The following is a 26,388-nucleotide window of genomic DNA, read 5'->3' on the forward strand; positions in this document are numbered from 1 at the left end:
GCTGTCCTTGTCCGGGAGTGCCGCTGCATCGGTGTTGATGGCCGCCGCGAGTAGCGGCCGGCCAAGTGCCCCGGGCCGGATTCGATCCGGCGCCCTCGCGGCGTGATGCCGGGGCGAGATGTCTCCTTCGGGGGTGCCGCGCCCGTATCAGGTAGCGCGGCATGACCCCGTTGTAGGCGTATGGAGACGTGACCTTTCGGCCTAAGCCCTCCCGAATGCCCAGGGTCGGGTGCGCCCTCGGCCCGCTCTGTCCCGGGCCCCTTGGGGTCGCGTCCGGTGGACTTGGCCCCCATTGGTCGTGCTTCGGTGCCACACACCGCAATGCGTGGTGTGTATTACCTACCACTCACGTTGGCAGAAGGATTCCGCGCCGTCAACCCGTGGCTTTCGACTCGGACCCGCCGACCTGTCCCGTGCGGTGGTGATTCAACTGTCCCCATCCGGGGCCCGGTTCGGGAGCGAGTACTGGGGGGTGCACTCGTGCACTCCTAGGTGCGAACCCTCTGCACCCCGGGGCTGACCTGCGTAGAGTGACGATGAGTCAAGCTGGTACTACGGCCGCACTCTGGGGGTCCCATGGCAGACCGGAACGCCAGACTGGCCGCGCTCATGCAGGAAGGCGACTTCTCGCACAAGTCCCTTGCTCGCGCGGTGGTCGCCGCTGCCGCTCGGTCGGGTGAAGACATCACCTGCGATCACACGTACGTCTCGCGGTGGCTCAAGGGGGCGATCCCGCGTGGGAACATGCCGCAGTTCATCGCGGATGCCATCGGACAGAAGGTTGGGCGCCGGCTCACCCTGGACGACATCGGCATGGGCGACGCGGCAGTGTCCTCCGTACAGCCTGACCTCGGACTTGAGTTCGTGGACAGGCCCGAGGCGACAGTCAAGACCGTCGCTGACCTCTGGCGTGCCGACCTTGCCGAGGTTGAGGTACTGGTCAGAGCACAGCCGGACTCGGCCGCCTGGAACACGGCTTCCCTGCGCTGGATCGTCGCCCCGCCGGACGGGGAGCTGACGCGCGCGGGCAACCGCGCGATTGGCACGGTGGACGTAGAGATGATCCGCTCCACTGCCGACGCGTTCAGCATGCTCGATGGCAAGTTCGGCGGTGGCCACGCCCGGCGCGCGCTGATCCAGTACCTGCACACGGACGTCCGGCCGATGCTGGACGGCAAGTACTCCGACGCCGTGGGCAAACAGCTCTACTCGGCCGTGGCGGAAGCGCTCTTGCTCGCCGGGTGGATGTCATACGACAGCGGCCTTCACGGCATCGCTCAGCGGTACTTCATCCAGGCACTGCGCATGACGCAAGCGGCAGGGGACCGGCTTCTTGGCGGCAGCATCCTTTCCGCGATGAGCCACCAGGCCACGTTCCTCGGGCGCTATCAGGACGCGGCCACCCTGGCTCGGGCCGCCTACACAGGACCGGCCGGCGTGCTGGGTCCCACAATGTCCGCGCAGTTCCACGCCATGGAGGCGCGGGCCTTGGCCCGTCTCGGCGACGAACGAGGATGCGACCTCGCCTTGGTAGAGGCAGAGCACAAGCTCAGTCAGCGGACCCCGGACAGCGATCCGCCGTACATCGCGTATTTCGATGAAGTGGAACTTGCAGCCGAGATCGGCCATTGCTTCCGAGATTTGGGCCGGTCCGCAGAAGCGGCAGAACGGGGCGCGGGGTCGATCTTCGGCGACGGCCTAAACAATCGGAGCGACTTCTTCGCGACGATGGTGCAGGCCGAAGCCTATATCAACCAAGGCGAAATTGGACGCGGCTGCGAAATCGCCAAGAAGGCGCTACAACTCGGCGAGGGGTTGAAGTCTGCGCGCTGCGTTCAGTACGTTCGAGAATTCTGCGAACGCGTTTCGCCCACGATGCGAGGCGCTGTCGAATTCCGCACCTTCATGGAAGAAGCACGTACCTTCCGCCTGTGGCAGCAATGCGGCTTGACGCCCTAGAAGGGCGCCCAGTCTCGGCGAGATCCTCCTGACCGGAGACTCGCCACCCGCTTCTCAACCTCGTCAGCGGCCCGAGGGTTCGCGCCAGCGTTCTGCGAGAGCCACGTAACCATCAGAAGTTCTCGCACACTCCGCAGTACGGCGTATCCGTCCCATTCACGCACGTCGAAACCGTAGCCAGCCACGAAATTCGCATACTCCGCTTCCGTATGCCACCCAAAGCTGTCGTAGTACATGGCTGTTTGCATCAGGTCCCACTCGCGGGGACCCGTGGCGAATCCATCCAGGTCAATTACGCGCGGATCGCCTGCCGCGTCGCGCAGGACGTTACCCACGTTGAAGTCACCGTGCAGATGCCCCGATGGAAGCGAGAATTTGAGGCGCCCATACTCTGCCTCCAAATCCCTCGCCATCGAGCGAAGGAATGCACGGGTACTCTCCTGAATGGCGGCACGCTCCAATCGGCTCGCGACCTTTTCGAACGGCTGGAGTCGCGGCAGTGGAAAAGGCGGCGACTCCAGTTCGTGGAGCCGCCGCAGTAGCACGCCCATTTCTGCCGTACTCGCGTACGTGTCGCCGTCGGCGAGCCCTTCCCAGAAGGTGACGGGGTGGTCTTCGATCACGATCGGCTGTTCGGCGTCCGTGACGAGACGCGCGGCTGGGTACCCCCTGTCCGCGAGCCACCGGGCCACGGCCACTTCTCGCCGCACCGAGGCAAGGCGGTCGGCACCCCGCCCCACCCGCGAGATGATCCGGCCGCCGTCGATACGGAACACGGCATGGTCGCCTAGCCGAAGGATCTCGATGCCGTCCGGGTCCAGGTCGGCGACCGCGCATGCCCGGCGCAGGATGGCCTCTGCCGCGTCCGCGTCGAACTCCGTGCGCTCCGTCGTCGTCATGCCGTCTGCGTCTCCCGTCCGGTCGGCAGGGTGAGGACTTCCCGCCCACGCCCTGCCCCCTTGCCGATCAGCCCTTGACCTTCCATCTGCGCGATGGCGGAGCGCACGGCGGTCCGAGACGCGCCGAACCGCTCGCACAGCTCCTTCTCGGTGGGGAAGCGGTCGCCGACCTTCACCCCCTCGCCGCGCAACAGGTCGGTCACCCGCTCGACCAACGGCCGGCGGTCGCCGGTCCCCGCCACGAACCATCCGGCGCCTTGCACCGACTCGATCAGTCCCTCGGCCTTGAGCGCGGCAAGCGCCCGCTCGATGGTGCTGCGACTCACGCCGTACTCGCTCACGAGTGCCGACTGAGACGGGAGCGCCTCGGTGATCTTTCCGTCCCTGATCTTCTCGCGGAGAGATTCCGAGACCTCCCGGTACGTACCTCGCGGACTGCCCTGCGGCACGTGGCCTCCCCTTCTCTGTCGAGCATGCCTGCGCCTTCCGGTGACCTCGCTTCGACTCCAGCTTCCCACGTCGAGGCCACACGCGACCCCATGCACCCCGAATTCAGACCTCCGCTATCCCGCTGCTCCGGCCACAGGTGTCAGATGCCTGCTTCGCGTCGCTTTCTTTTTCGGTCTATTGCGAATCCAATGAACGTGATGAGTAGCAGTTTCTCACCAAGGGAAGGAACAAGCACTCCAGCCCAGATCCAAAACGTTCCCCACCAACCGCGGTCTCCGTCAGGATCCATCACAGGAAGCCAGAAAAAGTTGACAGCGATCAACCACAGCCACTTTCCGGTTTCGATGGGGGATCGACCAGCCCTGAACTCAAAGAATACGGTCAGAGCCATCATGAACATGAATACGTAGAGGTTGGAAACCCACAGCACAGGACTCATGTCCGAGGAACCCTCAACGAAGCGGATTTGATACGGCCATGCCCACAACATGAGCACGATCACGATCTGCAACGGTAGGGACCTAATTAGATTCCTGCGAATGACTTTAAGGCGTTCCTCATATCGAAGCGCCAAGTCCGCTAGACCCTCGTACAAGGGGTTGGGCGCAGTTAAAGGGTCCAGCCCCTGTCGAGCACGAACCGCTTCGGCCAGCGCTCCTTCTTCAGTCGCCGCACGGATACGCATTCTCTCGTCGCCAGCGTAAGTAGCTACTTCCGCAGAGAAGTCCTCGATTGTCTCGGAGTTGAGCGGAGAGGCACTTGCTACTTGAACCCATCCGGGACTTCCATCTACAGACCTCAACTGTTCAGTGAGGTTCACCCAGAATAATTCTCTCTTCTTCATGTCGTAAACGACACCAAGAATTGGGATGCGACTCTGCCGCCAATCTTCGAAGTGGTCCTCGACAGGAATCGCATACCCGTGGGCCCGCTTGTACTTCTTGCCGCTCTTCACCTGAATGGCGATCCAGTACGGCGTTCTCTTGCCAGCGCGGGTGAAGTTGACGATCATGTCCTCGCCGTGATCATTCCCTCCATCGATCTCCTGGACGATGTGGTCGTGCTCCTCAAGGAGTGAACGCAGGGCGTTGACGCCCGCCCTCTCAATCTTGCGACTGGCACGAACAGTTGACACCCAGCCCCCCTGAAGTCAGTGTTCGTCAGAATAGCGGCAGGCACTGACAACCTGGGTAGGTCGCAACCGCCCGGCCGCTCACTGACCGAGTCGGTTACATGTCGCTCGTTGTCCTGCTCTTTGTCCAGTGCACCGACGGCCGTCACCGTTCACCGCCGGACGCCTACCCCGCCTGTCCCGCCCGTTGAACCCTGGCGAACGCCCCCGGACGCCCCCGCACACCCTCGGCGGCAGGTTTCCTTGGGACGACTGTCGGCGTGGCCGCAGGGACCTAGGCTTCGCGAAGCGTGGGCGGCCAGGGTGGCGCGAGCCGCCTCCGGTCTCGGGAACGTACAGGTCGGTCAGGAGCCGGTGGGGCAAGCAGGGCAGGTTTTGAAAAGAGGGGCGTTCGTGGGCTCTTGAGTGGTTCTATTGTCGTCTGGTGGTGTCGGGGCGGCGTCCGATGTTCGGCAGCAGGACGAACACCTACGCGGATACCCTCCGGTGCACTTCAGCAAGGCTCGGGGCGGGGCGGCTAGGACTTCGTGCCTCGATATCGAAGGTGACGCGCAGTCCTTCGGGGAAGTGGAGCGGGAGCAATGGCAACAGTAGAACAGCAAGTGAAGAGCGCCGACGACGTCATCTGCCGGAACCTTGCCAACCCAGTAGGCGACCGAGGCTTCCTCTCGCAGAACGTGCTGGGCCAGCTCCGAAATCTTGTCGAGGGGCTTACTGTCTGGGCGCACCTTAATGATCGCTCGACTGAGTTTCACTACAACCAGGTCGGGCCAGCTCTGGATGCTGTTAAGGCGCTCGCCAAATTCAGGATCCTGAGTAGATTCCATGGCCTACTTCAGGCCAGCGTCTCGCACTACACGCTGGATCGCGACCCGTCCGAGCGATTGATGCTGAAGTACTACGAGTACCTACTCCGCACCCGCGACCTCGCAAAGAATCAGCTCGGAATAACGATCCTGACCAACATCGAACAATTCCCGATCGACCTCGACCCCTCATTGCGGGAGTACTACGAGAAGATTGCTGCTTGCATCGAGCAGGAAAAGACGAGGCTGTCCTCAAGTCCACGTCGCGAGCGATACTACATTCACAGCTCGCGACCATTCTTCATCGCCGGCCGCATCTACTACGAGGTAACTTTTCATCTTGCCCACGACCGAACGAGCAAGTTCGATCGCATTATTGGGTTCACCGACATAGACGTCACCGACAAGTACGCGGCCAGTCTGGAGCTGGCGAGCGACACGATCGATGTATTCGGAAAGAAAATGCCGATCACGCTGATCCGCTCATGGGAGGTGTCAATCCGACCATGTGAGTTCGATAACTTCGCGCGCCTCTTCGACGCCTCGCACGGAAAGGTTCGTGGGTCGCATTCCGAGTACCGCAACCTGATGAGGTATCTCACAACAACCCGATCAAGTCTGCTTGATCTCATGGATATGACCGACGCTGCTTACGCCTCACTCCGCTCCTGGGCACTAGTCGGCACTCAACGAGATGAGGTTATCTTTCCTGTCCTTGACCGCGCGCGGTCACTCATCCGCAACAACCGGCCAGGTTCTCGCCTGTTGCGATACCTCATGCTGCGGATGAACAACCGCGTTCTCAAGGCGCAGTTCGATGTCGACCAGTGTTCTGCACTCTCCGGGCTGCGCGTATCTTGGGGTTGCAAGCCCTTCGACACGATGCCGTTCTGCACATCACCACGCGGACATAACCCGCGCTTTGGGGACCTTGCCGAGAGTCTGGACGCAAGGACTCGGCCTCACGAACTGCTGGCTAGACGAGTCAGGAGCAATGTCGAGCAGCACGGTGTGATCTATACGCCTGCAGCTGAGCTGGAGGACCTCGGTGACCTCGACGAGCTGATCGCGCGCCACAACCGCATGCTTCCACCCACAGAACGGCACGCGCGAAGGAAGCTGGCTCAAGCAAATGGGCATGTGTTCATCGTCGGGTACGAGGACGACACGGTCTCGATCATCAACAAACTCCGGGAAATTTCTGCTAGTGGCGTCCCCCAACACAGCAGCGACGTGCAGGCATGGCTTGACGTGAACCCGGGTATTATCGATGACCCTTTGAAGGCTGAGGCTCTGACAAAGTTGTTCGAGCACTCGAAGGTCGCCCTCATCTACGGCGCGGCCGGTACGGGAAAATCGACGATGGTGAATCACATCGCGAACTACTTCGAGGGCGCGCGGAAGCTCTTTTTGGCGCACACCAATCCGGCCGTCGACAACCTGAAAAGGCGAGTCCAGGCGCCGAACTCCGAATTCAGCACGATCAGCAAGCACGTGCGTAACGGTACGTCGTTCGGAGCAACGTACGACGTATTGGTAATTGACGAGTGCAGCACCGTGAGCAACGCAAGCCTGCTCGATTTACTTGAGAAGACATCCTTCGATCTGCTCGTGCTTGTTGGCGACGTATACCAGATCGAGTCGATCGAGTTTGGCAACTGGTTCAGCATCATCCGGTCGTACATCCCGAGCGAGTCTGTATTCGAACTCACAGAGCCCTTCAGAACGACCGACCAGGGCCTTCTCACGCTGTGGAGCAGGGTGCGAAACTTGGACGACCACATCGAGGAGTCGCTCTCCAAGAATGGCTACTCGACGGTTCTGGGAGACTCACTCTTTCAGCCTCGAAGCGACGACGAGATCGTGCTCTGCCTTAACTATGACGGCCTGTATGGCATCAACAACATTAACCGGTTCCTGCAGGCAAGCAACCCGAATCCAGCTGTGACCTGGAGCGAGTCCACCTACAAGGTCGGAGATCCGGTACTTTTCAACGAGTCTGATCGGTTCAGCCCAGTCATCTTCAACAACCTGAAGGGAAAGATCGTCAAGATCGATCGCGTGCCCGGCCGTATCACTTTCGATGTGAATCTCGAACGGGATGTCACTGCAGACGATGTGCTCTTCACAGGTCTGCGCTGGGTGGAAGGCTCGACTGTCCAGTTCGACGTATTCGAGCGCGGCAACAGCGACGATGACGACGACTCCGTCACCACCATTGTGCCGTTTCAGATCGCTTACGCCGTATCGATCCACAAGGCACAGGGTGTTGAGTACGAGTCAGTGAAGGTTGTCATCACGGATGCCAACGAGGAGAGTATCTCCCACAGTATTTTCTACACCGCGATCACGCGCGCTCGGAAGCGTCTCGAAGTGTTCTGGACTCCGGAAACGCAGCATCGAATCCTGAGCCGTCTCGCAGTGGGCGAGAACACGAAAGACGAGCATCTGATGAAGATCCGCCGAGGTTTGGTCCCTGTGGAGAAGCGACCGAAGCGCCAGAAGACGCGCCAGCTGCCGTAGACGCCGGCAGCGATAGCAACTGCGGCGCCTAGTGGCACCTCCCAGTCGACACGAAAGGTGTAGGTCGGAGGTGCCTCATCGGTCTACTGACTCTGAGCCGCTCGTTGTCGTGGTCTTTGTCCAGTGCGCCGACAATCGCCGCCGTTCATCGTCGTACGCGCTCCCCGTCTGACCTGGCCTCCGAACTCGTATGGACGCCCCTGAACGCCCACGCGGACAGATGGAAAGCGTGTTGGGACGCCTCACACGCGGCTCACTCTCGGAGCCTCCTGATTCCCCGGACGCTTCGGCGGCCGAGGGCTTAGGCACGTCTTTGCTGTCGGGTCAGGTGCCGGTGTTGATGCGCTTCAACCACTCGGCGTACCGCCACGCCAGAGCGTCGCGGTGTGGAAGGCGAGGGAGATTGAGCGTCGGCTTGACGATCCCGAGCTCGTCCAGCGTCGGCCCATCCGGCCGCACTTCCGCGGTCAGCGTGTCCGGGTTGATCGCGAACAGGTGGGCGTCGAAGGCACGGTGTAGGGCCGCGTTCATGGGTAGGCCGTTCCTGGCGTCCGAGCTTCCGCCGTCGGCGTCCCCGCGCAGGTGAGCCGCCTCGATCATCTCGGGAACAGCGATGCCCGACAACGGGCAGTAAGGGCCGTACCGGCGGAATACTTCGATCTTGAAACGCGCTTGATCCGGGCGTACCGTCACCGAGCCTCGCCGCTTCCGGCTGCGGTTGCCCTCCAGCGAGAACGGCTCTTCGTCGGATCGGTCCCGGTCGATAATGCGCTCGGGCGGAGCCTCGCCGAACCTGACGAGGAACAGGTGACTTTCGTCTTCCCACCCCTCGACCCAAGCCAGCCGTACACCACGGTAGTCGCCAACCTCGTTGATGACGAAGACAGGGAGCTTGAGTTCGGCGGCGGCCTTGGTGGCGTTCACCTCGGAGAGGTCCTGTCCGGGGCGTCTGGTGATGGGGTAGTGGTAGAGCGCGCCCGTGTCGCTGAATTCGTCCGGGTAGTGCTGCCCGGTGTGCTTGAGGCCAACGGCGACGCCGGCGGGATGGACCTTCTTCGTGCGAGCGGAGTCAACCCAGATGCCGCGGAAGCTGCCGTACGCTCCGACAGAACGTACGGCGTCCGGAGTGACGAGGCCATCCTCGTTCCGGCGATTAGTGAGGTCCGCCCACACCAGGAGTCGCCAACTGCGCTCCTCGTCCACGGTCTTGGACTGATTGTCAACGATGGTAAATCCGAGCCGGCGAAGAACCTTGTTCGTTGCCGCCTCGCCGCCGTCGAACTGCTTGTTGTTGAGCGCTCCGGTGGCAGGGTGCTGGTAGCCGTACGCCACGCCGGCGATGGCCTTAGCGTCGTACAGGCGGCCGGCATGGCTGAGGTAGTACCGAGCGGAAGGGCCGAACTCGTACCGCTTGCGGAACGCGAGCCCGCCGCGGTCGTCGAACTCGGCAAGGGCCTTCTCAACGGCTCCGGCATCCGTAAGGTCCTGAATCTTCAACCTGTACCCCCTGTGTGGTTGGCGTTGGCCAGAGCGTACGCAACGGCACTGACAACGACCTCTCCCGTATCACCGTTCTCTCGTCCAGGCGAGGCGTACACCCCCTGCCTGGGGCAAAGCGGCCGCCCTCCGCGCGGCTACACGCCCGCGGCTAGCGAAGAGGCTCGATTCCGTCCTTCGTTACATGAGCGATCCTCTTCGAGACGCGCACCTTGCGTGTACGGTGGCCGATCTTGACGTGAAGTCGCCACGTGTTGGGGGCCATGTTGATGGCTGTTTTCATCAGTTCTGTTGCGGGACATGACCACTGGACCGGTGTATGTCCTTCCAGCCGGTACGGGAAGGTCTCGGGAAACACCGGCCACAGGGTGCGATGAGTGTCCTTCGCAGGGTTGTAGTCGTACTGCCAACTGACGTCGAGTTGCCCCACGTCGATGGTCGTAGCTGTCCGCCCGCGGTTTGACATGACGAGGCGGAGGAAGTACTCGCCACTGGGTTCCTCCGCTATGTAGCACTGCGCGCTGACCTTCGGCCCGCCGGCCCGAAATGAGTAGAACGCCAGGGCAAGCGAGATGATCGCCACCGTGAGGGACGCAGCGGCCACGGTCGGCGCCACGTCTGGGTTGATGAGTGCCATTCACGCACTGTATCCACCTTGTTTCACAGAGGCGTCACCGTGCCGTAACTGCTCAACAGGGAGAAAGCATTGGCCGTCTCAGTTTCCGTCTCGTTCATCGCCGTACGCGACCGTCCGGACCCGTTCACTCAACCCCAGTGATCGCGGCATCCGTACGGGATTGAACGCCCTCGAACGCGTCCGGATCGGCCCCTGACCAGGACTGACGAACCTGCAAAGCGAGTTACGCGGGTTCGATTCCCGCCACGGCCTCCATCCGCCGGCCAGGCGGAAGGCAGGGCGGCACCCCCCGGAAGGGTGCCGCCCTTCCGGCCGGGGACGCGGCGGCTCCGTCCTCGGGAACCGGCCTTCGAGGCGGCTGCGGAAGCCGTCCGAGGGCGGCCTTCACGTCCGCTCTGGTGGGCGCTGCCGTATGACGGGCATGACTGGCATGACGGACATGACGGGCATCGTGCGGTGGAGCAGGACGAGGGTGTGGGCGAGGGTGGAGATGTCCTCGTCCAGAGGGTGGAGGGTGGCCTCCTGCTCGTTCCAGTTCCAGATCCTGCCCGTGGCGCCGTCGAGCAGCGGGGTGCTGCCTGAGGCCAGGCGGCCCAGGCGTATCCAGTGGTGGGCGTGGGCCGGCAGGGCGGCGGGCGGGAGGGTGCCGGGCCGCTCGTCGGCGTAGTACTCGGCGACGGTGGGCAGGGGCATGTCGGTGTCCAGCTGGAACAGGCGGCCGTCGTCGGGCAGGCCGGTGTCGCGCAGGAAGCGGCGGGTCGGCCCGTGGGTGAGCGCGGCGGGGAAGTCGACGTCCTCGAAGCGGGCGACGCGACCCCGGCCGAACTCCTCCTCCAGCATCCGCCCGGGCAGGTCCAGGGCCAGGCCCGACCGTCCCGGGCGGCCCGGGTAGGGCGCGAACCGGACGGGGCGGTCCCCGCCCTCGCCGTCGCCCTCGCGCCGGGTGATCACCGCCGTGGTCGTGCAGGTCGTGCTCATCTCGCCCCCGTGTGTGTCCATGACGCCGTCGTCCCCACCGACCGGAACACTACGCGGCACCACTGACAACGCCCCCGGCCCGCGTGCACGCCCGGGGGCGCCGGCTCACTGGCCGGTGACCACCGCGGCCTGCGGGCGGATCGGCAGCCGGTTGACCGGGCGGCCGGTGGCGGCCCGGACCGCCGAGGCGATCGCGGCCGGCGAGGCGACCACGGGGACCGCGCTGACCGCCTTGGCGCCGAACGGGGCGACCACGTCCCGCTCCTCGACCAGCCGGACGATCCGGATGTCGGGCGCGTCCAGGGCCGTCGGCAGGGCGTAGCCCGTCAGGTCGGGGTGGCGGATCAGGCCGCGCGGGGTGCGCAGGTTCTCGGTGAGGGCGATGCCCACGCCCTGGGTGACGCCCGCCTCGATGCGGGCGGTGAGCTGTGCCGGGTTGAGCACCCGGCCGACGTCCTGGGCCACCGCCAGTTCGACCACGCGTACCGAGCCCAGCTCGATGTCGACGTCGACCACCGCGCGGATCGCGCAGAAGGCGAGGCCGACGAAGGCGTCGCCCTGGCCGGTCGCGTCCAGCGGCTCCGTGGGGTGCGGGCGGCACTGGGCGGTCGCCCACAGCTCCTTGCCGTCCAGCGCCTCGGTCACGGTCGTGGACAGCACCCCGTCGTACGAGGTGATCTTGCCGTCGGTGATCTGGAGCAGCTCGGTGGACATGCCGAACTTGTGCGCCAGGGGCTGCAGCAGCTGGGTGCGGACCATCTTGGCGGCCCGCTCCACCGCGCCGCCCGAGACCCAGGTGTGCCGGCCGCGGCAGCCCGCGCCGGCCGGGGGCTGGTCGGTGTCGACCGGGGCGACGTGCACCTCGTCGACGCCGAGGGTCTCCTGGACGATCTGCCGGGCCAGGGTGGCGAAGCCCTGCCCCGTCTCGACGGCCGCGCACAGCACCGTCGCCACACCGCCCTGCACCTTCACGGTGGCCGTGGACACCTCGTCGGCGCCCTCCGCGCCGAGCATGTGCACCATGCCCAGGCCGTAGCCCACGCCCCGGCGCACCGCGCCGGGCTCGCCCGCGCCCTCGGGGCCGCCGGGCAGCAGCCACTCGTCCTCGGGGGTGTCCTTGGGCAGCGGCGGCAGCGGGTGGTCCTGCACCGCCTGGAGCAGCTCGGCGACCGGGGCCGGGCAGGTCACCGTCTGGCCGGTGGGCAGCACGTCGCCGGTGGCCATCACGTTGCGCAGGCGCAGTTCCGCCGGGTCGAGGCCGAGCTTCTTGGCGAGCTTGTCCATCTGCGCCTCGTAGGCGGCGCACACCTGCATGGCGCCCTCGCCGCGCACATGGCCGGAGGGCGGGTTGTTGGTGCGCACCGCCCAGCCCTCGATGAAGGCGTTGGGCACGACGTACGGGCCGCAGGCGAAGGCCACGGCGGCGGCCAGCGCGTCGGAGGAGGTGTCGGCGTAGGCGCCGGCGTCGAGCAGGATCTGCGCCTCGACCTTGACCAGCCGGCCCTCGGCGTCCGCGTGGTGGCGGTAGCGCAGCAGGGTGGGGTGGCGGTGGGCGTGGCCGAGGAAGGACTCCTCTCGGGTGACCGTCAGCTTCACCGGGCAGCCGGTGCGCAGCGCCAGCAGGCCGAGCGGGAGCTGGAAGCCGCGGTCCTCGCGGTCGGCCGTGGCGCCCGGGACACCGGTGACGACGATCTTCACGCGCTCGGGCTCGAGGCCGTAGCAGGCGGCGAGGGTGTCGCGGTCGGCGTGCGGGTCGGTGGAGGCGAGGTACAGCTCGACGCCGCCGTCGGGGCGGGGCACGGCGAGGCCCGCCTCGGCGCCGATGGGCGCGGGGTCCTGGCGGCCGATGCGGTACAGGCCCTCGACGATCACCTCGCCGGCCGCGTCCGGGTCGCCGTGCCGCAGCGGGATGTGCCGGATCAGGTTGCCGTCGGGGTGCAGCGGCTCGGCCTCGAAGGCCTGTTCGGGGTCGGTGACGGGGTCGAGCACCTCGTACTCGACGATGACGGCCGCGGCGGCCATCCGCGCGGTGTCCGGGTGGTCGGCGGCGACGGCGGCGATGGGCTCGCCGTGGTGCCGTACGACCTCGGAGGCGAACACGGGGCGGTCGGCGGTGCCGCGCCCGTACACGGGGCTGCCGGGGACGTCCTCGTGGGTGACGACGGCCCGTACGCCCGGCATCTCGCGCGCGTGGGTGGTGTCGATGGACACGATGCGCGCGTGCGGGTGCGGCGAGCGCAGTACGGCCGCCCACAGCAGGCCCTCGGCCCACAGGTCGGCCGCGTACGGGAAGGTGCCCTCCGTCTTGGCGCGGGCGTCGGCGGCCGGCAGCGGGGAGCCGATGCCGTGCGGCAGCGGCTCGGGGGCGGCGGACGCCTCCGTGGCGGCAGCGGTGGCGGCTTCGTTGCTCACGCCTGGCCTCCGTCCTGGCCGTAGGGGTCGTGCGGTGCCGGGGAGTCGAACGCCGAGGGGTGGATCCCGCCGGCGCCCGGGCCCGCCTGGTGCGGGATCCGGGGCTCGTCGGCGTCCGGCTCGGTGCCCTCGCCCGCGGCGTGCGCCTCGCGCTCGGCCACGACCTCCTTCACCGCCTCCAGGACGCCCCGGTAGCCGGAGCAGCGGCACAGGTTGCCGCACAAGGCCTGGCGGGTCTCCAGTTCGGTGGGGGCCGGGTTGCCCTCCAGCAGGTCGTGCAGGGTCATCGCCATGCCGGGCACGCAGAAGCCGCACTGCACCGCGCCGCACCGGGCGAGCGCCCGCTGCACGTCGGAGGGCTGCCCGTCGGCGGCCAGGCCCTCGACGGTGCGGACCTCGCTGCCCGCGGTGGTGACCGCGGGCACCAGGCAGGAGGCGACGAGGCGGCCGTCGACCTGGACGTTGCAGGCGCCGCACTCGCCCTGCGAGCAGCCGTCCTTGGCGCCCGCGAGCCCGAGCCGCTCGCGCAGCACGTACAGCAGCGACTCGCCGATCCAGGCGTCGGTGACGGGCCGGTCGGCGCCGTTGACGCGCAGCACGTACGAGGCGAGGGGGTGCTCGTCCTGCGGGGGCGCGGGGGCGGCGTCCGGCGCGTCGGGCGCGTCCGGCGCCGTGTCCGCGGCGGGCTCCCGTGCGGTCCCGGGCGCGTGTGCGCCGTCCTCGGGGGTTTCGGGAGCCCCGGAGGCGGCGGGCCGTGCGGGGGGCTCGGTGGCCCCCTCGGGGGGCTCCTCGCCGGTCCCGGCGCCCGTCTGCGCGCCGCTGTCCGCGCCGGTGCCTGCGCCGGCGGCCGCGCCGGACTGCGCCGCGGCCTCCGTGGCGGCCGGGACCGGGGACGAGGGGCTGGACGGGGACGTGCGGTCTCCACCCTGTGGTGCGCCGTCCCGGGTGACGTCAGGGGTGTCGTCCGGGGTGCCGCCGGGGGCGGAGGAGGCCCGGGCGGCCCGCGGGTCCGGCGCCGTCCGCGGCGCGGGGTCCGCGCCGTGGCCGACGGGGTCCGCGCCGTGGCCGGCTGGGGCGTAGTGGCCGGGGTGCCGGTCGTGCGCGCGGTGCTCGTCGTGCGCGGGGCGTTCGCCGTGCCCGGGGTGCTCGTCGTGCCCCGGCGTGTACGCCGTCGGCCGCGCGGGCGCGTGCTCCGGCGCGTGTCCGCCGGGGTGCGCCCCGGGGCCCGTCTCCGGCCGCCCGCCGGGCCCTGACGGCCCGTGGGCGCGGTCGGCGTCGCCCGCCCGCTCCCCGTCCGCGCCGCCGCGCTGCCGGTGGTCCTGGTCCTGGTGCTGGTCCTGGTGCTGGTCCTGGTGCCGGCCCCAGGGGTGGCCCGCGGGGTCCGCCGGCTCGGCGGGCTCCGTCGCCCACGGGGCGGGCGCGCCACCGGGGAGGGTGGCCGGCGGGGTGCCGCCCCACTGCTGGACCAGGGACGAGGTGGTGAACTCGCCGGACTCGTCCGGAAGGTCGCCCCCCGCGACGGGAATCGACCACTGCCCGGTCACATCGTGTCCGGGTGCGGGCCGGGCCGCGTCGCCGTGCCCCTCGGCGTGCGGCTGTCCCGCCTGCGTGTCGTCGAAGGTCCACTGCTGGGTGGCCCCCGGCCGGTAGGTGAACCGGTCGTCGGCGTCCGCGCCCGCGTCCTGGGGCGCGGCGTTGGGGTCCGGCCACTGGGTGCCCCCGGCGGGCGCGCCGGGGGCGGCCCAGCCGCCGGTCGCCGCCGGGTCGGTCGCCGCGGGCGAGGCGGACGTCACCGTTATCTGCGGGGGCACGTATCCGTGCCCGGGCGCGGCCAGGAGGGCGTCGATGCCGCCCTCGGGGAGCTTCACGAAGGCGGTCGCGCCGTCGTCGTAGTCGCCCTGCGGCAGCGGGTCCCAGCGGCCGCCGCTTCCGGGCGCGCCCTCACCGTGCTGGTCGTCGGTCACGACAGTGCCCTCCCCAGTGCTCGTCGGGCCAGCGCGGCGACGGTGCGCCGCAGGTGCAGTACGGCGGGCGGAAGCGCCGGAACGGAGCCGTCCTCGGCGGGCGCCGGATCGGGGATGCAGGCCGCGGCGACGTACTCGCCGAAGGCGCTCAGCGCCTCGGGCACGACCGCCCGGCCGTTGTCCCAGTCGATCAGCCGGCCCACCCACTGCTCGGCGTCCAGCGGCCTGAGCGGCATCGGCGCTATGGCGCCGACCGCGCAGCGCACCCCGCGCCGGGCCGGGTCGAGGACGACCGCCACGGAGGCGATCGCGCGGCCCGGTCCGGTGCGGCCGGTGGCCTTCAGGAAGACCTGCGGCGCGTGCAGCAACGGCACCCGTACGAAGCCGATGAGCTCGCCCGCGCGCAGCATGTCCACGCCGGCCAGCAGATGCGACACCGGGATCTCCCGGCGGCCACCGCCCGGGCCCGCGATGATCAGGGTCGCCTCCAGGGCGGCCAGCACCGGCAGCGCGTCCCCGGTGGGGGCGGCCGAGGCGATGTTGCCGCCCAGGGTGCCGGCGTTGCGGATGTGCGGGGGGCCCGCGGCGCGCGAGGCGGCGGCCAGCGCCGGGATCAGCGCGGCGAAGTCGGGGCGCCCCATGCGGGCGTGGGTCAGGCCGGCGCCGAGCAGCGCGTGGCCGTCCTGGTACTGCCAGCCGCGGATCTCGCTGATCCGGCCGAGGCCGACCAGCGCGGCGGGCCTGAGCTGCCCGGAGTTCACGGCGGCCATGAGGTCGGTGCCGCCGGCCACGGGGACGGCGGCGGGCATGGCGCCGAGCGCCGCCACGGCCTCGTCCAGTGTCGTGGGCAGCGTGACGGCCTGCGCCGCCTGCGGTGCGTGCGTGGTCAAACCGGCTGCCCCTTCCCGCTGCCCCCACTGGTCCCACCTGTGCTGCCGTACGGTACGTGCTGACAGGGCGGACGTGGCAACTCTGGCACATCTTCCCAGCACCCGAAGACAGGGGTCCGCTAGGAGGCATTCGCCCACCTCATCGGGGACATGGCCCGATTTGGCACGGCATCACCGATGCGGGGGAATTCCCACTCTTCGCTGACTCTTGCGGATTTCTTCACCTGTGTGTTCGAGCCAGGGGGTGCCGGCCAGACGGGCCGGCGGGGCTCGGCCGGGCCCGGTGGGCCGTGGCGGCGGGCGGCGGGCGGCGGGCCGCGGACCCGAGCGGCCGACGCGGAGGCGAAGGGCGGGCCGAGTGGCCGTACCGGCGGCGAGGGGGCGGGGCGACGCGGCGGCCGCCGCGGCCCGGACCGCTGCCGCGCGGCTGCCGCCTCGCCCCCGCTACCGCAGCGGCGGTCTCCCCTCGACGGGACGGCCGGGAACGCCGGGGCGCCGCTGCCAGGGGTGCGGTCCGGCGGGCGGACGGTAGCCGATGCCGAGCGCGTCCAGGCGCCGGTAGTGGGTCTCCATGCGGCGCTGGAAGTCCGCGAAGTCCCGTTCCGCCGGGGCGGGCAGGGCGCTCCAGGCGACCTCGGCGAAGGCGGCCAGCCTGGGGAAGGTCTGGTAGTCGACGCGCCCCTGGTCCTCCATCACCTCGGTCCACACGTTGGCCTGGGTGCCCAGCACATGGCGGGACTCGGCCTGGTCGAGCTCGGGCGGAACCGGCTCGAACCGGTAGACGTCCTCCAGGGTGCGCACGTAGCCGATCGGTACGGGTTCGTCCTCGCCCGGGGCCTGCCGGTGGTCCAAGTACACCTGCTGCTCGGGGCACATGACGACGTCGTGACCGGCCCGCGCGGCGGCGATCCCGCCCGCGTAGCCGCGCCAGGACGACACCGCGGCGCCCGGGGCCAGGCCGCCCTCCAGGATCTCGTCCCAGCCGATGAGCCTGCGCCCGCGCGCGGTCAGCCACGTGTCGAAGTGGCCGACGAACCACGCCTGGAGCCCGTCCTCGCCGGCGAGCCCGAGTTCCTTGATGCGGGCCTGCGCGGCGGGCGAGGCGCGCCACTGGTCCTTGGGGCACTCGTCGCCCCCGATGTGCACGAACGCCGAGAACGGGGCGGCGTCCGGCGGGAAGAGTTCGAGGAGTTCCTCGAAGACGCCCTCGTAGAAGCGCAGGGTGCCGTCGCCGGGAGCGAGCACGTTCGGGTTGACGCCCCAGTCGTCCCAGACCGTGAGGGCGGAGGTGTCGACGACGTCGGTGTTGCCGAGTTCCGGGTACGCGGCGATGGCGGCCTGCGAATGGCCGGGTACGTCGATCTCGGGGATCACGGAGACGTGCCGCTCGGCGGCGTAGGCGACGATCTCCCGGATGTCGTCCTGGGTGTAGTGACCGCCGTGCGGTCTGTCCTCCCAGAGGGTGGACGCCCCGTGGCCGATTCTGCTGCGTGCCCGCCAGGAGCCGACCTCGGTCAGCCTCGGGTACCGCTTGATCTCGACCCGCCAGCCCTGGTCGTCCGTCAGGTGCAGGTGGAGCACGTTGAGTTTGTGGGCCACCATCTGGTCGATGCGGCGCAGGACGCCGTCCTTCGGCGTGAAGTGCCGGGCCACGTCCAGCAGGAGACCGCGCCAGCGGAAGCGGGGCGCGTCCTCGACGACCTGGGCCGGAACGACGTGGGCGGCGCCGGGCCGTACGGGGGCGCGGCGGAAGGCCTCCGGGCCGAGCAGCTGACGCAGGGTCTGCGCGCCCCAGAAGACCCCGGCCGGGTCGCCGCCGCGGATCTCGGCGCCCTGGCCGGCGGTGACGGTCAGCCGGTACGCCTCCGTCCCGAGCGTGTCGTCCAGGGTCAGCCGTACGCAGTCGCGGGCGCCCGGGGCGGCCGCCGCCGGGAACGGCAGGCCGAGCGCCGCGCCGAGCGTGGCGCGGATCCAGCGTTCGGTGGTGCCGGTGCCCGGGGCGGCCCACAGGGTGGTGTCCCGGTCCAGCCGGAGGCCTTGACCCGTCGGGCCCTCGACGGCGCGCGGCGCCGGAATCACGTCGGTCATGTGTGCCCTTCACTGCCTTCGCGGAAAGGAGCGGCCCCGGGAGGGGCGCAGGGCCATGGTCGGCGGCGCACACGACACAGCGCAACGGGCGTTGCACATGCTGCGTACGCCCCGACACGCGAGGCCCCTGGGCGCGCCCGCGTCACGGCGCGGGCGCCCCCAGGGGCCTCGTGAGTGGTGGTGCGCTCGAAGGTCGTACGGCGGCGGGTGTGTCCGTCACCGGCTGGGCGGCGGGTGTGTCCGTCACCGGCTGGGCGGCGGGTGTGTCCGTCACCGGCTGGGCGTGCGGCCGAACGGGTGGGTTCCTGCGTACCTGACGTGCGTGCCCGGCGTACATGACCGACATACATGACCGACGTACGTGCCCCGACCCCGTGCACGACCGCCCGGGCGTCGGACCGGCGGCTCGCCCCGCGGCGGACCGGCTGGCGGCCCCGGCGGCCGGAACGGGCCGCCGTCGGCGTCTCCCGCGCACGGGCACACACCCGCGCACCCGCACCCACGTCCGGCGGCCGACGGGCCGACGCGCCGCCCGATCGCCTACTTCTTGTCGTCGCCGCCCTCGCCGCCGCTGCCCATGGACTCGTAGATCTCCTTGCACAGCGGGCACACGGGGTACTTCTTCGGGTCGCGTCCCGGCACCCACACCTTGCCGCACAGCGCTACGACGGGCGTCCCGTCGAGGGCGCTCGCCATGATCTTGTCCTTCTGGACGTAGTGGGCGAAGCGCTCGTGGTCGCCGTCGCCGTGGGACACCTGCGGCGTCGGCTCTACGAGGGTTCCCGTACCAGTCCCGCGCTCGGGCTCGAGAGTGCTCATATGCCCCAGGGTACTGAAGCCGTACTGAACCTCACACGCGTCAGTTGAGCGTGGGGTCGTCCGGATACGTGGCGACCATCGCCAGCTCGTTGCGCTGGCGCCGCAGCACCTCGCGCCACAGCCGCTCCGGGGACGGGGAGGAGACGTCGCCCGGCTCGGACTCGACGACGTACCACGCGCCCTCCACCAGCTCGTCCTCCAGCTGACCGGGGCCCCAGCCGGCGTATCCGGCGAAGATGCGCAGGGAGCCGACGGCGGAGGCCAGCAGCTCGGGCGGGGCCTCCAGGTCGACCAGACCGATCGCGCCGTGCACCCGGCGCCAGCCCAGCGGGGCCCGCTCGCCCGCGCCGCCGCCCGGGATGACGGCGACCCCGAGCGCGGAGTCCAGGGACACCGGGCCGCCCTGGAAGACCACACCGGGCTCCCCGGCGAGGTCCGCCCAGCCCTCCAGGATGTCGCCCACGTCCACGGGGGTGGGGCGGTTGAGGACGACGCCGAGGGAGCCCTCCTCGTCGTGGTCGAGAAGGAGCACCACCGCACGGTCGAAGTTCGGGTCCGCCAGGGCGGGCGTTGCCACGAGCAGCCGCCCTGTGAGCGAGGACACCTCGGTCATGCCAGACATGATCCCGCATCTTCCCGGTGTGTGGGGAGCCAATCCGGCTACGGGAGTGAGGGCAGCTCACGGCTGCCGGGAGCACGAGGGGCGCACGGGCGCGCCGGTCACCCCTCGTGCCCGGCGGGGAACGGTTCGTGTTGTGACACAGCTATGACGTAGCTGGGTGGTCCTCGGGCTTACTTAAGGGGGGCACACGGCGATTACTCTGTCTCCCGGCCCCCCGACCGCAGTCCCGGCCGCCCCCTGACCAACTCATCGGAACGCGAGATACATGACCGTCAACGGCTCTGACGACGTACTGCTTGTCCATGGCGGAACCCCGCTGGAGGGCGAGATCCGTGTCCGCGGTGCGAAGAACCTCGTGCCGAAGGCCATGGTCGCCGCCCTGCTGGGCGGTGAGCCGAGTCGGCTGCGCAACGTTCCGGACATCCGTGACGTGCGGGTCGTACGCGGTCTGCTGCAACTGCACGGTGTGACGGTCCGACCGGGTGACGAGCCCGGTGAGCTGGTGCTCGACCCGACCCGCGTGGAGAGCGCGAACGTCGCCGACATCGATGCCCACGCGGGTTCGTCGCGCATCCCCATCCTGTTCTGCGGTCCGCTGCTGCACCGCCTCGGGCACGCGTTCATCCCGGGCCTGGGCGGCTGCGACATCGGCGGCCGGCCCATCGACTTCCACTTCGACGTGCTGCGGCACTTCGGCGCGGTCATCGAGAAGCGGGCCGACGGGCAGTACCTGGAGGCGCCGAAGGGCCTGCGCGGCACGAAGATCCGCCTGCCCTACCCGTCGGTGGGCGCGACCGAGCAGGTGCTGCTGACGGCCGTACTGGCCGAGGGCGTCACGGAGTTGTCCAACGCGGCGGTGGAGCCGGAGATCGAGGACCTGATCTGCGTCCTGCAGAAGATGGGCGCGATCATCGCGATGGACACCGACCGCACCATCCGCATCACCGGTGTGGAGAAGCTCGGCGGTTACACCCACCGCGCCCTGCCGGACCGGCTGGAGGCCGCGTCCTGGGCGTCGGCGGCGCTCGCGACCGAGGGCAACATCTACGTCCACGGCGCCCAGCAGCGGTCGATGATGACCTTCCTCAACACCTACCGGAAGGTGGGCGGCGCCTTCCAGATCGACGACGAGGGCATCCGCTTCTGGCACCCCGGCGGGCAGTTGAAGTCCATCGCGCTGGAGACGGACGTGCACCCCGGCTTCCAGACCGACTGGCAGCAGCCGCTGGTGGTCGCCCTCACCCAGGCCACCGGTCTGTCGATCATCCACGAGACGGTCTACGAGTCCCGCCTCGGCTTCACCTCCGCGCTGAACCAGATGGGCGCGCACATCCAGCTGTACCGCGAGTGCCTCGGCGGCTCCGACTGCCGTTTCGGGCAGCGCAACTTCCTGCACTCCGCGGTGGTGTCGGGACCGACCCGGCTGCAGGGCGCCGATCTGGTCATCCCCGACCTGCGCGGCGGCTTCTCCTACCTGATCGCCGCGCTCGCGGCCCAGGGCACCTCCCGGGTCCACGGCATCGACCTGATCAACCGCGGCTACGAGAACTTCATGGAGAAGCTCGTGGAGCTCGGCGCGAAGGTGGAGCTGCCCGGGCAGGCGCTCGGCTAACGGCGTACCGAACGCCCGGCGCAACGGCCGTCCGGCGCAGCCGACGGCCCGGCGCACCGGCGGCCCCGGGCCGTCGGCTCCGGGCGGCCGGACAGCCGGACGTCCCCGGCAGCTGGACGCCTCGGCAGCCGGGCAGCCGCGCGCCCGGACGGCCGGCACGAGGCGCGTACGCGCCCGCACACGGCGATGGGGCGGCCCCCCGAGGAGGGGGGCCGCCCCATTGACGTTGGTGTGGGCCCTAGCGGGCCCCGTACGCCTTCGCGCGGCGTACGGGAGACAAGGTCACTTGCCCTTGGCGGCTTCCTTGAGCTTGCTGCCCGCGGAGACCTTCACGCTGTAGCCGGCCGGGATCTGGATGGGCTCGCCGGTCTGCGGGTTGCGAGCCGTGCGAGCGGCACGGTGGGTGCGCTCGAAGGTGAGGAAACCAGGGATGGTGACCTTCTCGTCGCCCTTGGAGACGATGTCGCCGACGACGTCGGCGAACGCGGCCAGCACGGCGTCGGCGTCCTTGCGGGTCACCTCGGCGCGGTCGGCCAGCGCGGCCACCAGCTCACTGCGGTTCATGTTGTTACTCCCATGTTCTTCTTGCCGTTGAGGCGTCCACGCGGCGGAGCCGCATATCGGGCACAGCGCGGCCGATGCTGCCGGGTTCCGCGGCGGGTTCCCGGCCCGGGTCCGTCGCCAGACCCTCGCGCCCAGGGAGGCATCCTGCCCCCACCTGCGGCGGTAATGCCAATCCGGCACCCGCAGGAGTCATGAGAACACCCTTGGGAGTCACACGGAGACAGGGCGTGGACCCGGCCGTCACCATAGAGGGCGCGCGGCGGTGCCCGGTTCCGCGACGCGCCGGGCGCCGCCCGTGGTGATCGTCACAGGCGGTCACGGCGTCACCGGGCCGTCATGAGGCTCTCACAAGGCCGGGGCCGACGCTCCGGCCGCCCTGGCCGCCTCCCGCACCGCACCGGCCACCGCGCCCGCGACCTTGTCGTTGAAGACGCTCGGGACGATGTAGTTCGGGTTCAGCTCGTCCTCGGTGACGACGCCGGCCAGGGCCTGCGCCGCGGCCAGCATCATCTCCGTGTTGACGGTGCGCGACTGCGCGTCCAGCAGGCCGCGGAAGACGCCCGGGAAGACCAGCACGTTGTTGATCTGGTTGGGGAAGTCGGAGCGGCCGGTGGCCACAACTGCGGCCGTCTGCCGGGCGATCGCCGGGTCCACCTCGGGGTCGGGATTCGCGAGCGCGAACACGATCGCGTCGTCGGCCATCGCGGCCACGTCGTCGCCGTCCAGGACGTTGGGCGCCGAGACGCCGATGAAGACGTCCGCGCCGCGCACGGCCTCCTTCAGGGTGCCGGTGAGGTTCTCGGGGTTGGTGTTGTCGGCGATCCAGCGCAGCGCCGACCCGGGCGCGGCGTCCACGAGGTCCTCGCGTCCGGCGTGCACCACACCGTTGATGTCGGCCACGACGGCGTTCTTCACGCCGGCGGCCAGCAGCAGCTTGAGGATGGCCGTACCGGCGGCGCCGGCGCCGGACATCACCACGCGGATGTTCTCGATCGCCTTGCCGGTGCAGCGAAGTGCGTTGGTCAGGGCGGCGAGTACGACGATCGCGGTGCCGTGCTGGTCGTCGTGGAAGACGGGGATGTCGAGGGCCTCGCGCAGCCGCGCCTCGATCTCGAAGCAGCGGGGGGCGGAGATGTCCTCGAGGTTGATGCCGGCGAAGCCGGGGGCGATCGCCTTGACGATCTCGACGATGGCGTCGGTGTCCTGGGTGTCCAGGCACAGCGGCCAGGCGTCGATGCCGGCGAACCGCTTGAACAGGGCCGCCTTGCCCTCCATGACCGGCAGGGCGGCCTTGGGGCCGATGTTGCCCAGGCCCAGCACGGCGGAGCCGTCCGTCACGACCGCAACGGAGTTGCGCTTGATGGTCAGGCGGCGGGCGTCCTCGGGGTTCTCGGCGATGGCCATGCAGACCCGGGCGACACCCGGGGTGTAGACCATGGAGAGGTCGTCACGGTTGCGGATGGGGTGCTTGGACTGCATCTCGATCTTGCCGCCGAGGTGCATGAGGAACGTACGGTCGGAGACCTTGCCGAGCGTGACGCCCTCGATGCCGCGCAGCTTCTCGACGATCTCGTCGGCGTGCGCGGTGGAGGTGGCCGCGATGGTCACGTCGATGCGCAGCTTCTCGTGGCCCGAGGCGGTGACGTCGAGGCCGGTGACCGAGCCTCCGGAGGACTCAACGGCGGTGGTGAGCTGCGAGACGGCCGTTCCGCTCGCGGGCACCTCCAGCCGGATGGTCATCGAGTAGGAGACGCTGGGCGCCGTTGCCATGGCCGACTTCCTCTGCTTTCACCGTGACACGTTGTTGTGCCGTCCGATCGTCGCACCTACCCCCGAGTACGCGGTAGCCGCACGGGATTGCGGACGTTTTGTTCACGGGCATCCATTGTTCGCGGAAAACGGATTCCACCATACGAGAGACCCCGGGGCACTGAAAGAGGCCCACGTCACACTGGGTGACGTGGGCCTCTCGCAGGCTTGATGACACCGACCCGCCATGCTCGCCTCGCGGCAAGTGGTCGCTCGTAGCGACGAAGGTTGGGCCCGGGGGCTTGGATCGAGCCGGTGTCACACCCAGGCTAACAAACGGATGCCCGTGCGCCATTCCCCTCCGCGCGATCCGCACCCCGGTCGCGCGACCGGCCACGCGACCGGCCGCGCGACCGGGTGTCCCCTCGGCGCGACCGGGTGTCCCCTCCGGCACGACCGGGGTGCGGATCAGTCCCGCAGCAGGTCCGGCACCCCGGCGGAGTCGGGTTCGTCGCGCTCGCCCGAGACCACGGTCAGCTGCTGGGTGGCCCGGGTCAGGGCGACGTAGAGGACCCTCAGGCCGGCCGGGGACTCGTCGGCGATCTCCGCGGGCGAGACGACCAGCGTGGCGTCGTACTCCAGGCCCTTGGCCTCCAGGCTGCCGAGGGCGACCGCCCGCTCGCCGAGCCCGGCGATCCAGCGCCGGGCCTCCTCCCGCCGGTTCATCGCGACGATCACGCCGACGGTGCCGTCCACCCGGTCCAGCAGCCGTTCGGTCTCCGCCCGCACGGTCTCGCCCAGGGAGCTCCCGGCGACGGCGAAGCGGGGGCGTACTCCGGTGGAGCGCACCGCCGACGGCGCCTGGACGCCGGGCATGGCCAGGGCCAGCACCTTCGCCGCGAGTTCGGCGATCTCCGCCGGGTTGCGGTAGTTCACCGTCAGCTCGAAGCGGCGGCGCGGCCTGGTGCCCAGCGCTTCGTCGCGCGCCTCGGCCGCCTCGTCGGGATCGGACCAGGACGACTGGGCCGGGTCGCCGACCACCGTCCAGGTGGCGTGCCGGCCGCGGCGGCCGACCATGCGCCACTGCAGGGGCGTGAGGTCCTGCGCCTCGTCCACGATGACGTGCGCGTACTCGGTGCGCTCCTGCGCCAGCCGCTCGGCCCGCTCGCGCTGCGACTCCTCGCGCACCGGCATCAGCTCCTCAAGACCGGTGAGCTGGTCCAGCGGGTCCAGCTCGCGCTTCTTGCGCGGGCGGGCCGGGGTGCCGAGCAGGGCCTGCAGCTCGTCGAGCATGGCGATGTCGTGCACGGACAGGCCGTCGCGCCGCAGTGAGCGGGCCACCCTGCGCACCTCGCCGGGGTTGAGGACGCGGCGCGCCCAGCGGCCCAGCCGCCGCTCGTCGGCCATCGCGGTGAGTACGGCGCGCGGGGTCAGCTCGGGCCACCAGGCGTCGAGGAAGGCGGCGAAGGAGTCCTCGCCGGCGACGTCCTCGTCGAAGGAGGAGCGCAGCTCGGCGGCCAGCTCGGGGTCGGTGTGCCGGGCGCCGGCGCCGGACTTCTCCCACAGCGCGTCGAGCAGCAGCCTGCGGGCGCGCGGGCGCAGCAGGTTGACCGGCGCGGTGCCGCCGAGGACGGCGCGGCGGATCCGCTCCAGCTCGGCGGCCTGGAGCTCCAGGCGGCGGCCGAAGGCGACGACGCGCAGCAGGGAGGGCGGGTCGTTCACCTCCAGGGCTCCGCGGGCCGCCTTCCGCAGCACCTTCAGCATCCGGTACGACCCCTTCGCCCGCGCCACGGCCGGCGCGTCGTACAGGGTGGCCTCGGCGCCGTCGACGAGCGAGCCGATGGCGCGGACGGCGACCTGGCCCTCCTCGCCGAGCGAGGGCAGCACGCCCTCGGTGTAGGCGACCAGCAGCGGGGTGGGCGAGACGATCAGGATGCCGCCCGCGTAGCGGCGCCGGTCCTGGTAGAGCAGGTAGGCCGCCCGGTGCAGGGCGACCGCGGTCTTGCCGGTTCCGGGGCCGCCCTCGACGTAGGTCACGGAGGCTGCGGGGGCGCGGATGACGAGGTCCTGCTCGGCCTGGATGGAGGCGACGATGTCGCGCATGGTGTGGCCGCGGGCGCGGCCGAGCGCGGCCATCAGGGCGCCGTCGCCGACGGCGGGCAGTTCGCGGCCGTCGAGGAAGGCCGTCAGCTCCGGGCGCATCAGGTCGTCCTCGACGCCGAGCACGCGCCGCCCCTTGGAGCGGATGACCCGGCGGCGCACGACCCGGCCGGGGTCGACCGGGGTGGAGCGGTAGAAGGGCGCGGCGGCGGGCGCCCGCCAGTCGATGACCAGCGGGGCGTAGTCGGCGTCGAGCACGCCGATCCGGCCGATGTGCAGGGTCTCGGCGATGTCGGCCGTGCCGTCGGCGCGCACCGCGCCCTCGGCGGGCTCCACGGCGGTGTAGGCGCCGTCGGGCCCCTTCTTGCCGTCCTTGCCGCGCAGCAGGTCGATACGGCCGAAGAGGAAGTCCTCGAACTCGTTGTTCAGGCGGTTGAGGTGGACGCCCGCCCGGAAGACCTGGGCGTCGCGTTCGGCGAGCGCGCCGGGCGTGCCGACCTGGCCGCGCCGGGCGGCGTCGCGCATGAGGAACTCGGCCTCGTGGATCTTCTCCTCGAGGCGCCGGTACACCCGGTCCAGGTGCTCCTGTTCCAGGGCGATCTCGCGTTCGCGCACGGAGTCGTGCACCTCGTCGTGCGCGTCGGCACGCGCCTCGCCGTGTGCCTTCTCGTGCGCACCGGTGCGCGC

Annotated in this window: 18 protein-coding genes; 3 read left to right on the forward strand and 15 right to left on the reverse strand. The window is 69.6% G+C overall.

The features are described from left to right. The first annotated feature begins 576 nt into the window (after window positions 1-576). Window positions 577-1,959, forward strand: coding sequence for a hypothetical protein (locus ACI2LW_RS21910; protein WP_404732888.1), 1,383 nt, complete (start codon window positions 577-579; stop codon window positions 1,957-1,959). On the opposite strand, the gene ACI2LW_RS21915 is transcribed toward ACI2LW_RS21910, so the two are convergent. From ACI2LW_RS21915 to ACI2LW_RS21925, 3 genes are all read right to left on the reverse strand, one after another. After that, window positions 1,956-2,858 carry a phosphotransferase enzyme family protein gene (locus ACI2LW_RS21915; protein ID WP_404732889.1) on the reverse strand — a complete coding sequence of 301 codons (903 nt, stop codon included), beginning with the start codon at window positions 2,856-2,858 and terminating at the stop codon, window positions 1,956-1,958. The two genes, ACI2LW_RS21910 and ACI2LW_RS21915, sit on opposite strands and share 4 nt — an antisense overlap. Next, entirely contained in the window at window positions 2,855-3,307 is a 453-nt protein-coding gene (locus ACI2LW_RS21920) for a GntR family transcriptional regulator (protein ID WP_404732890.1), read from the reverse strand. Before ACI2LW_RS21920 ends, ACI2LW_RS21915 begins: the two co-directional genes overlap by 4 nt. A 140-nt stretch (window positions 3,308-3,447) precedes the next feature. Then, a complete protein-coding gene (locus tag ACI2LW_RS21925; protein WP_404732891.1) occupies window positions 3,448-4,443 on the reverse strand; it encodes a DUF4365 domain-containing protein in 996 nt (331 codons plus the stop codon). Between the two features lie 578 nt (window positions 4,444-5,021). Between ACI2LW_RS21925 and ACI2LW_RS21930 the strand changes: the two genes are divergently transcribed. Beyond that, entirely contained in the window at window positions 5,022-7,769 is a 2,748-nt protein-coding gene (locus ACI2LW_RS21930; RefSeq protein ID WP_404732892.1) for an ATP-dependent RecD-like DNA helicase, read from the forward strand. Between the two features lie 324 nt (window positions 7,770-8,093). On the opposite strand, the gene ACI2LW_RS21935 is transcribed toward ACI2LW_RS21930, so the two are convergent. The 9 genes from ACI2LW_RS21935 to ACI2LW_RS21975 all read right to left on the reverse strand — a co-directional run bounded on the left by ACI2LW_RS21935 (window position 8,094) and on the right by ACI2LW_RS21975 (window position 19,667). After that, window positions 8,094-9,266 carry an HNH endonuclease gene (locus ACI2LW_RS21935; protein ID WP_404732893.1) on the reverse strand — a complete coding sequence of 391 codons (1,173 nt, stop codon included), beginning with the start codon at window positions 9,264-9,266 and terminating at the stop codon, window positions 8,094-8,096. 151 nt (window positions 9,267-9,417) lie between these two features. Beyond that, a complete protein-coding gene (locus tag ACI2LW_RS21940) occupies window positions 9,418-9,903 on the reverse strand; it encodes a hypothetical protein (RefSeq protein ID WP_404732894.1) in 486 nt (161 codons plus the stop codon). 384 nt (window positions 9,904-10,287) lie between these two features. After that, window positions 10,288-10,902, reverse strand: a complete 615-nt coding sequence (locus ACI2LW_RS21945) for an SUKH-4 family immunity protein (RefSeq protein ID WP_404732895.1) — start codon at window positions 10,900-10,902, stop codon at window positions 10,288-10,290. An 84-nt stretch (window positions 10,903-10,986) separates the two neighbouring features. Further along, complete coding sequence (locus ACI2LW_RS21950; protein ID WP_404732896.1) at window positions 10,987-13,293, reverse strand: xanthine dehydrogenase family protein molybdopterin-binding subunit; 2,307 nt, start codon at window positions 13,291-13,293, stop codon at window positions 10,987-10,989. Continuing rightward, a complete protein-coding gene (locus ACI2LW_RS21955) occupies window positions 13,290-15,257 on the reverse strand; it encodes a 2Fe-2S iron-sulfur cluster-binding protein (protein WP_404732897.1) in 1,968 nt (655 codons plus the stop codon). The genes ACI2LW_RS21950 and ACI2LW_RS21955 overlap by 4 nt, the downstream gene beginning before the upstream one ends. Then, the gene (locus ACI2LW_RS21960) at window positions 15,254-16,147 is read right to left on the reverse strand and encodes an FAD binding domain-containing protein (protein WP_404732898.1); all 894 of its coding nucleotides are present in this window, start codon (window positions 16,145-16,147) and stop codon (window positions 15,254-15,256) included. The genes ACI2LW_RS21955 and ACI2LW_RS21960 overlap by 4 nt, the downstream gene beginning before the upstream one ends. 444 nt (window positions 16,148-16,591) lie before the next feature. Then, a complete protein-coding gene (locus tag ACI2LW_RS21965; protein WP_404732899.1) occupies window positions 16,592-18,235 on the reverse strand; it encodes a beta-N-acetylhexosaminidase in 1,644 nt (547 codons plus the stop codon). A 540-nt stretch (window positions 18,236-18,775) separates the two neighbouring features. Further along, entirely contained in the window at window positions 18,776-19,054 is a 279-nt protein-coding gene (locus tag ACI2LW_RS21970) for a DUF3039 domain-containing protein (protein WP_313748543.1), read from the reverse strand. 40 nt (window positions 19,055-19,094) lie between these two features. Beyond that, the gene (locus ACI2LW_RS21975) at window positions 19,095-19,667 is read right to left on the reverse strand and encodes a YqgE/AlgH family protein (protein WP_404732900.1); all 573 of its coding nucleotides are present in this window, start codon (window positions 19,665-19,667) and stop codon (window positions 19,095-19,097) included. A gap of 274 nt (window positions 19,668-19,941) precedes the next feature. Between ACI2LW_RS21975 and murA the strand changes: the two genes are divergently transcribed. Continuing rightward, the gene (gene murA / locus ACI2LW_RS21980) at window positions 19,942-21,288 is read left to right on the forward strand and encodes a UDP-N-acetylglucosamine 1-carboxyvinyltransferase (protein ID WP_404732901.1); all 1,347 of its coding nucleotides are present in this window, start codon (window positions 19,942-19,944) and stop codon (window positions 21,286-21,288) included. 282 nt (window positions 21,289-21,570) lie between these two features. On the opposite strand, the gene ACI2LW_RS21985 is transcribed toward murA, so the two are convergent. From ACI2LW_RS21985 to ACI2LW_RS21995, 3 genes are all read right to left on the reverse strand, one after another. Continuing rightward, on the reverse strand, window positions 21,571-21,852 hold the full coding sequence (locus ACI2LW_RS21985) for an HU family DNA-binding protein (protein WP_003990598.1): 282 nt from the start codon (window positions 21,850-21,852) through the stop codon (window positions 21,571-21,573). A gap of 345 nt (window positions 21,853-22,197) precedes the next feature. Continuing rightward, on the reverse strand, window positions 22,198-23,622 hold the full coding sequence (locus tag ACI2LW_RS21990; protein ID WP_404732902.1) for an NAD-dependent malic enzyme: 1,425 nt from the start codon (window positions 23,620-23,622) through the stop codon (window positions 22,198-22,200). Window positions 23,623-24,069: 447 nt separating this feature from the next. Next, complete coding sequence (locus ACI2LW_RS21995) at window positions 24,070-26,328, reverse strand: HelD family protein (protein ID WP_404732955.1); 2,259 nt, start codon at window positions 26,326-26,328, stop codon at window positions 24,070-24,072. Window positions 26,329-26,388 lie beyond the last annotated feature (60 nt).

It is taken from the genome of Streptomyces sp. NPDC004065, assembly GCF_044903565.1.
GTDB lineage: Bacteria > Actinomycetota > Actinomycetes > Streptomycetales > Streptomycetaceae > Streptomyces.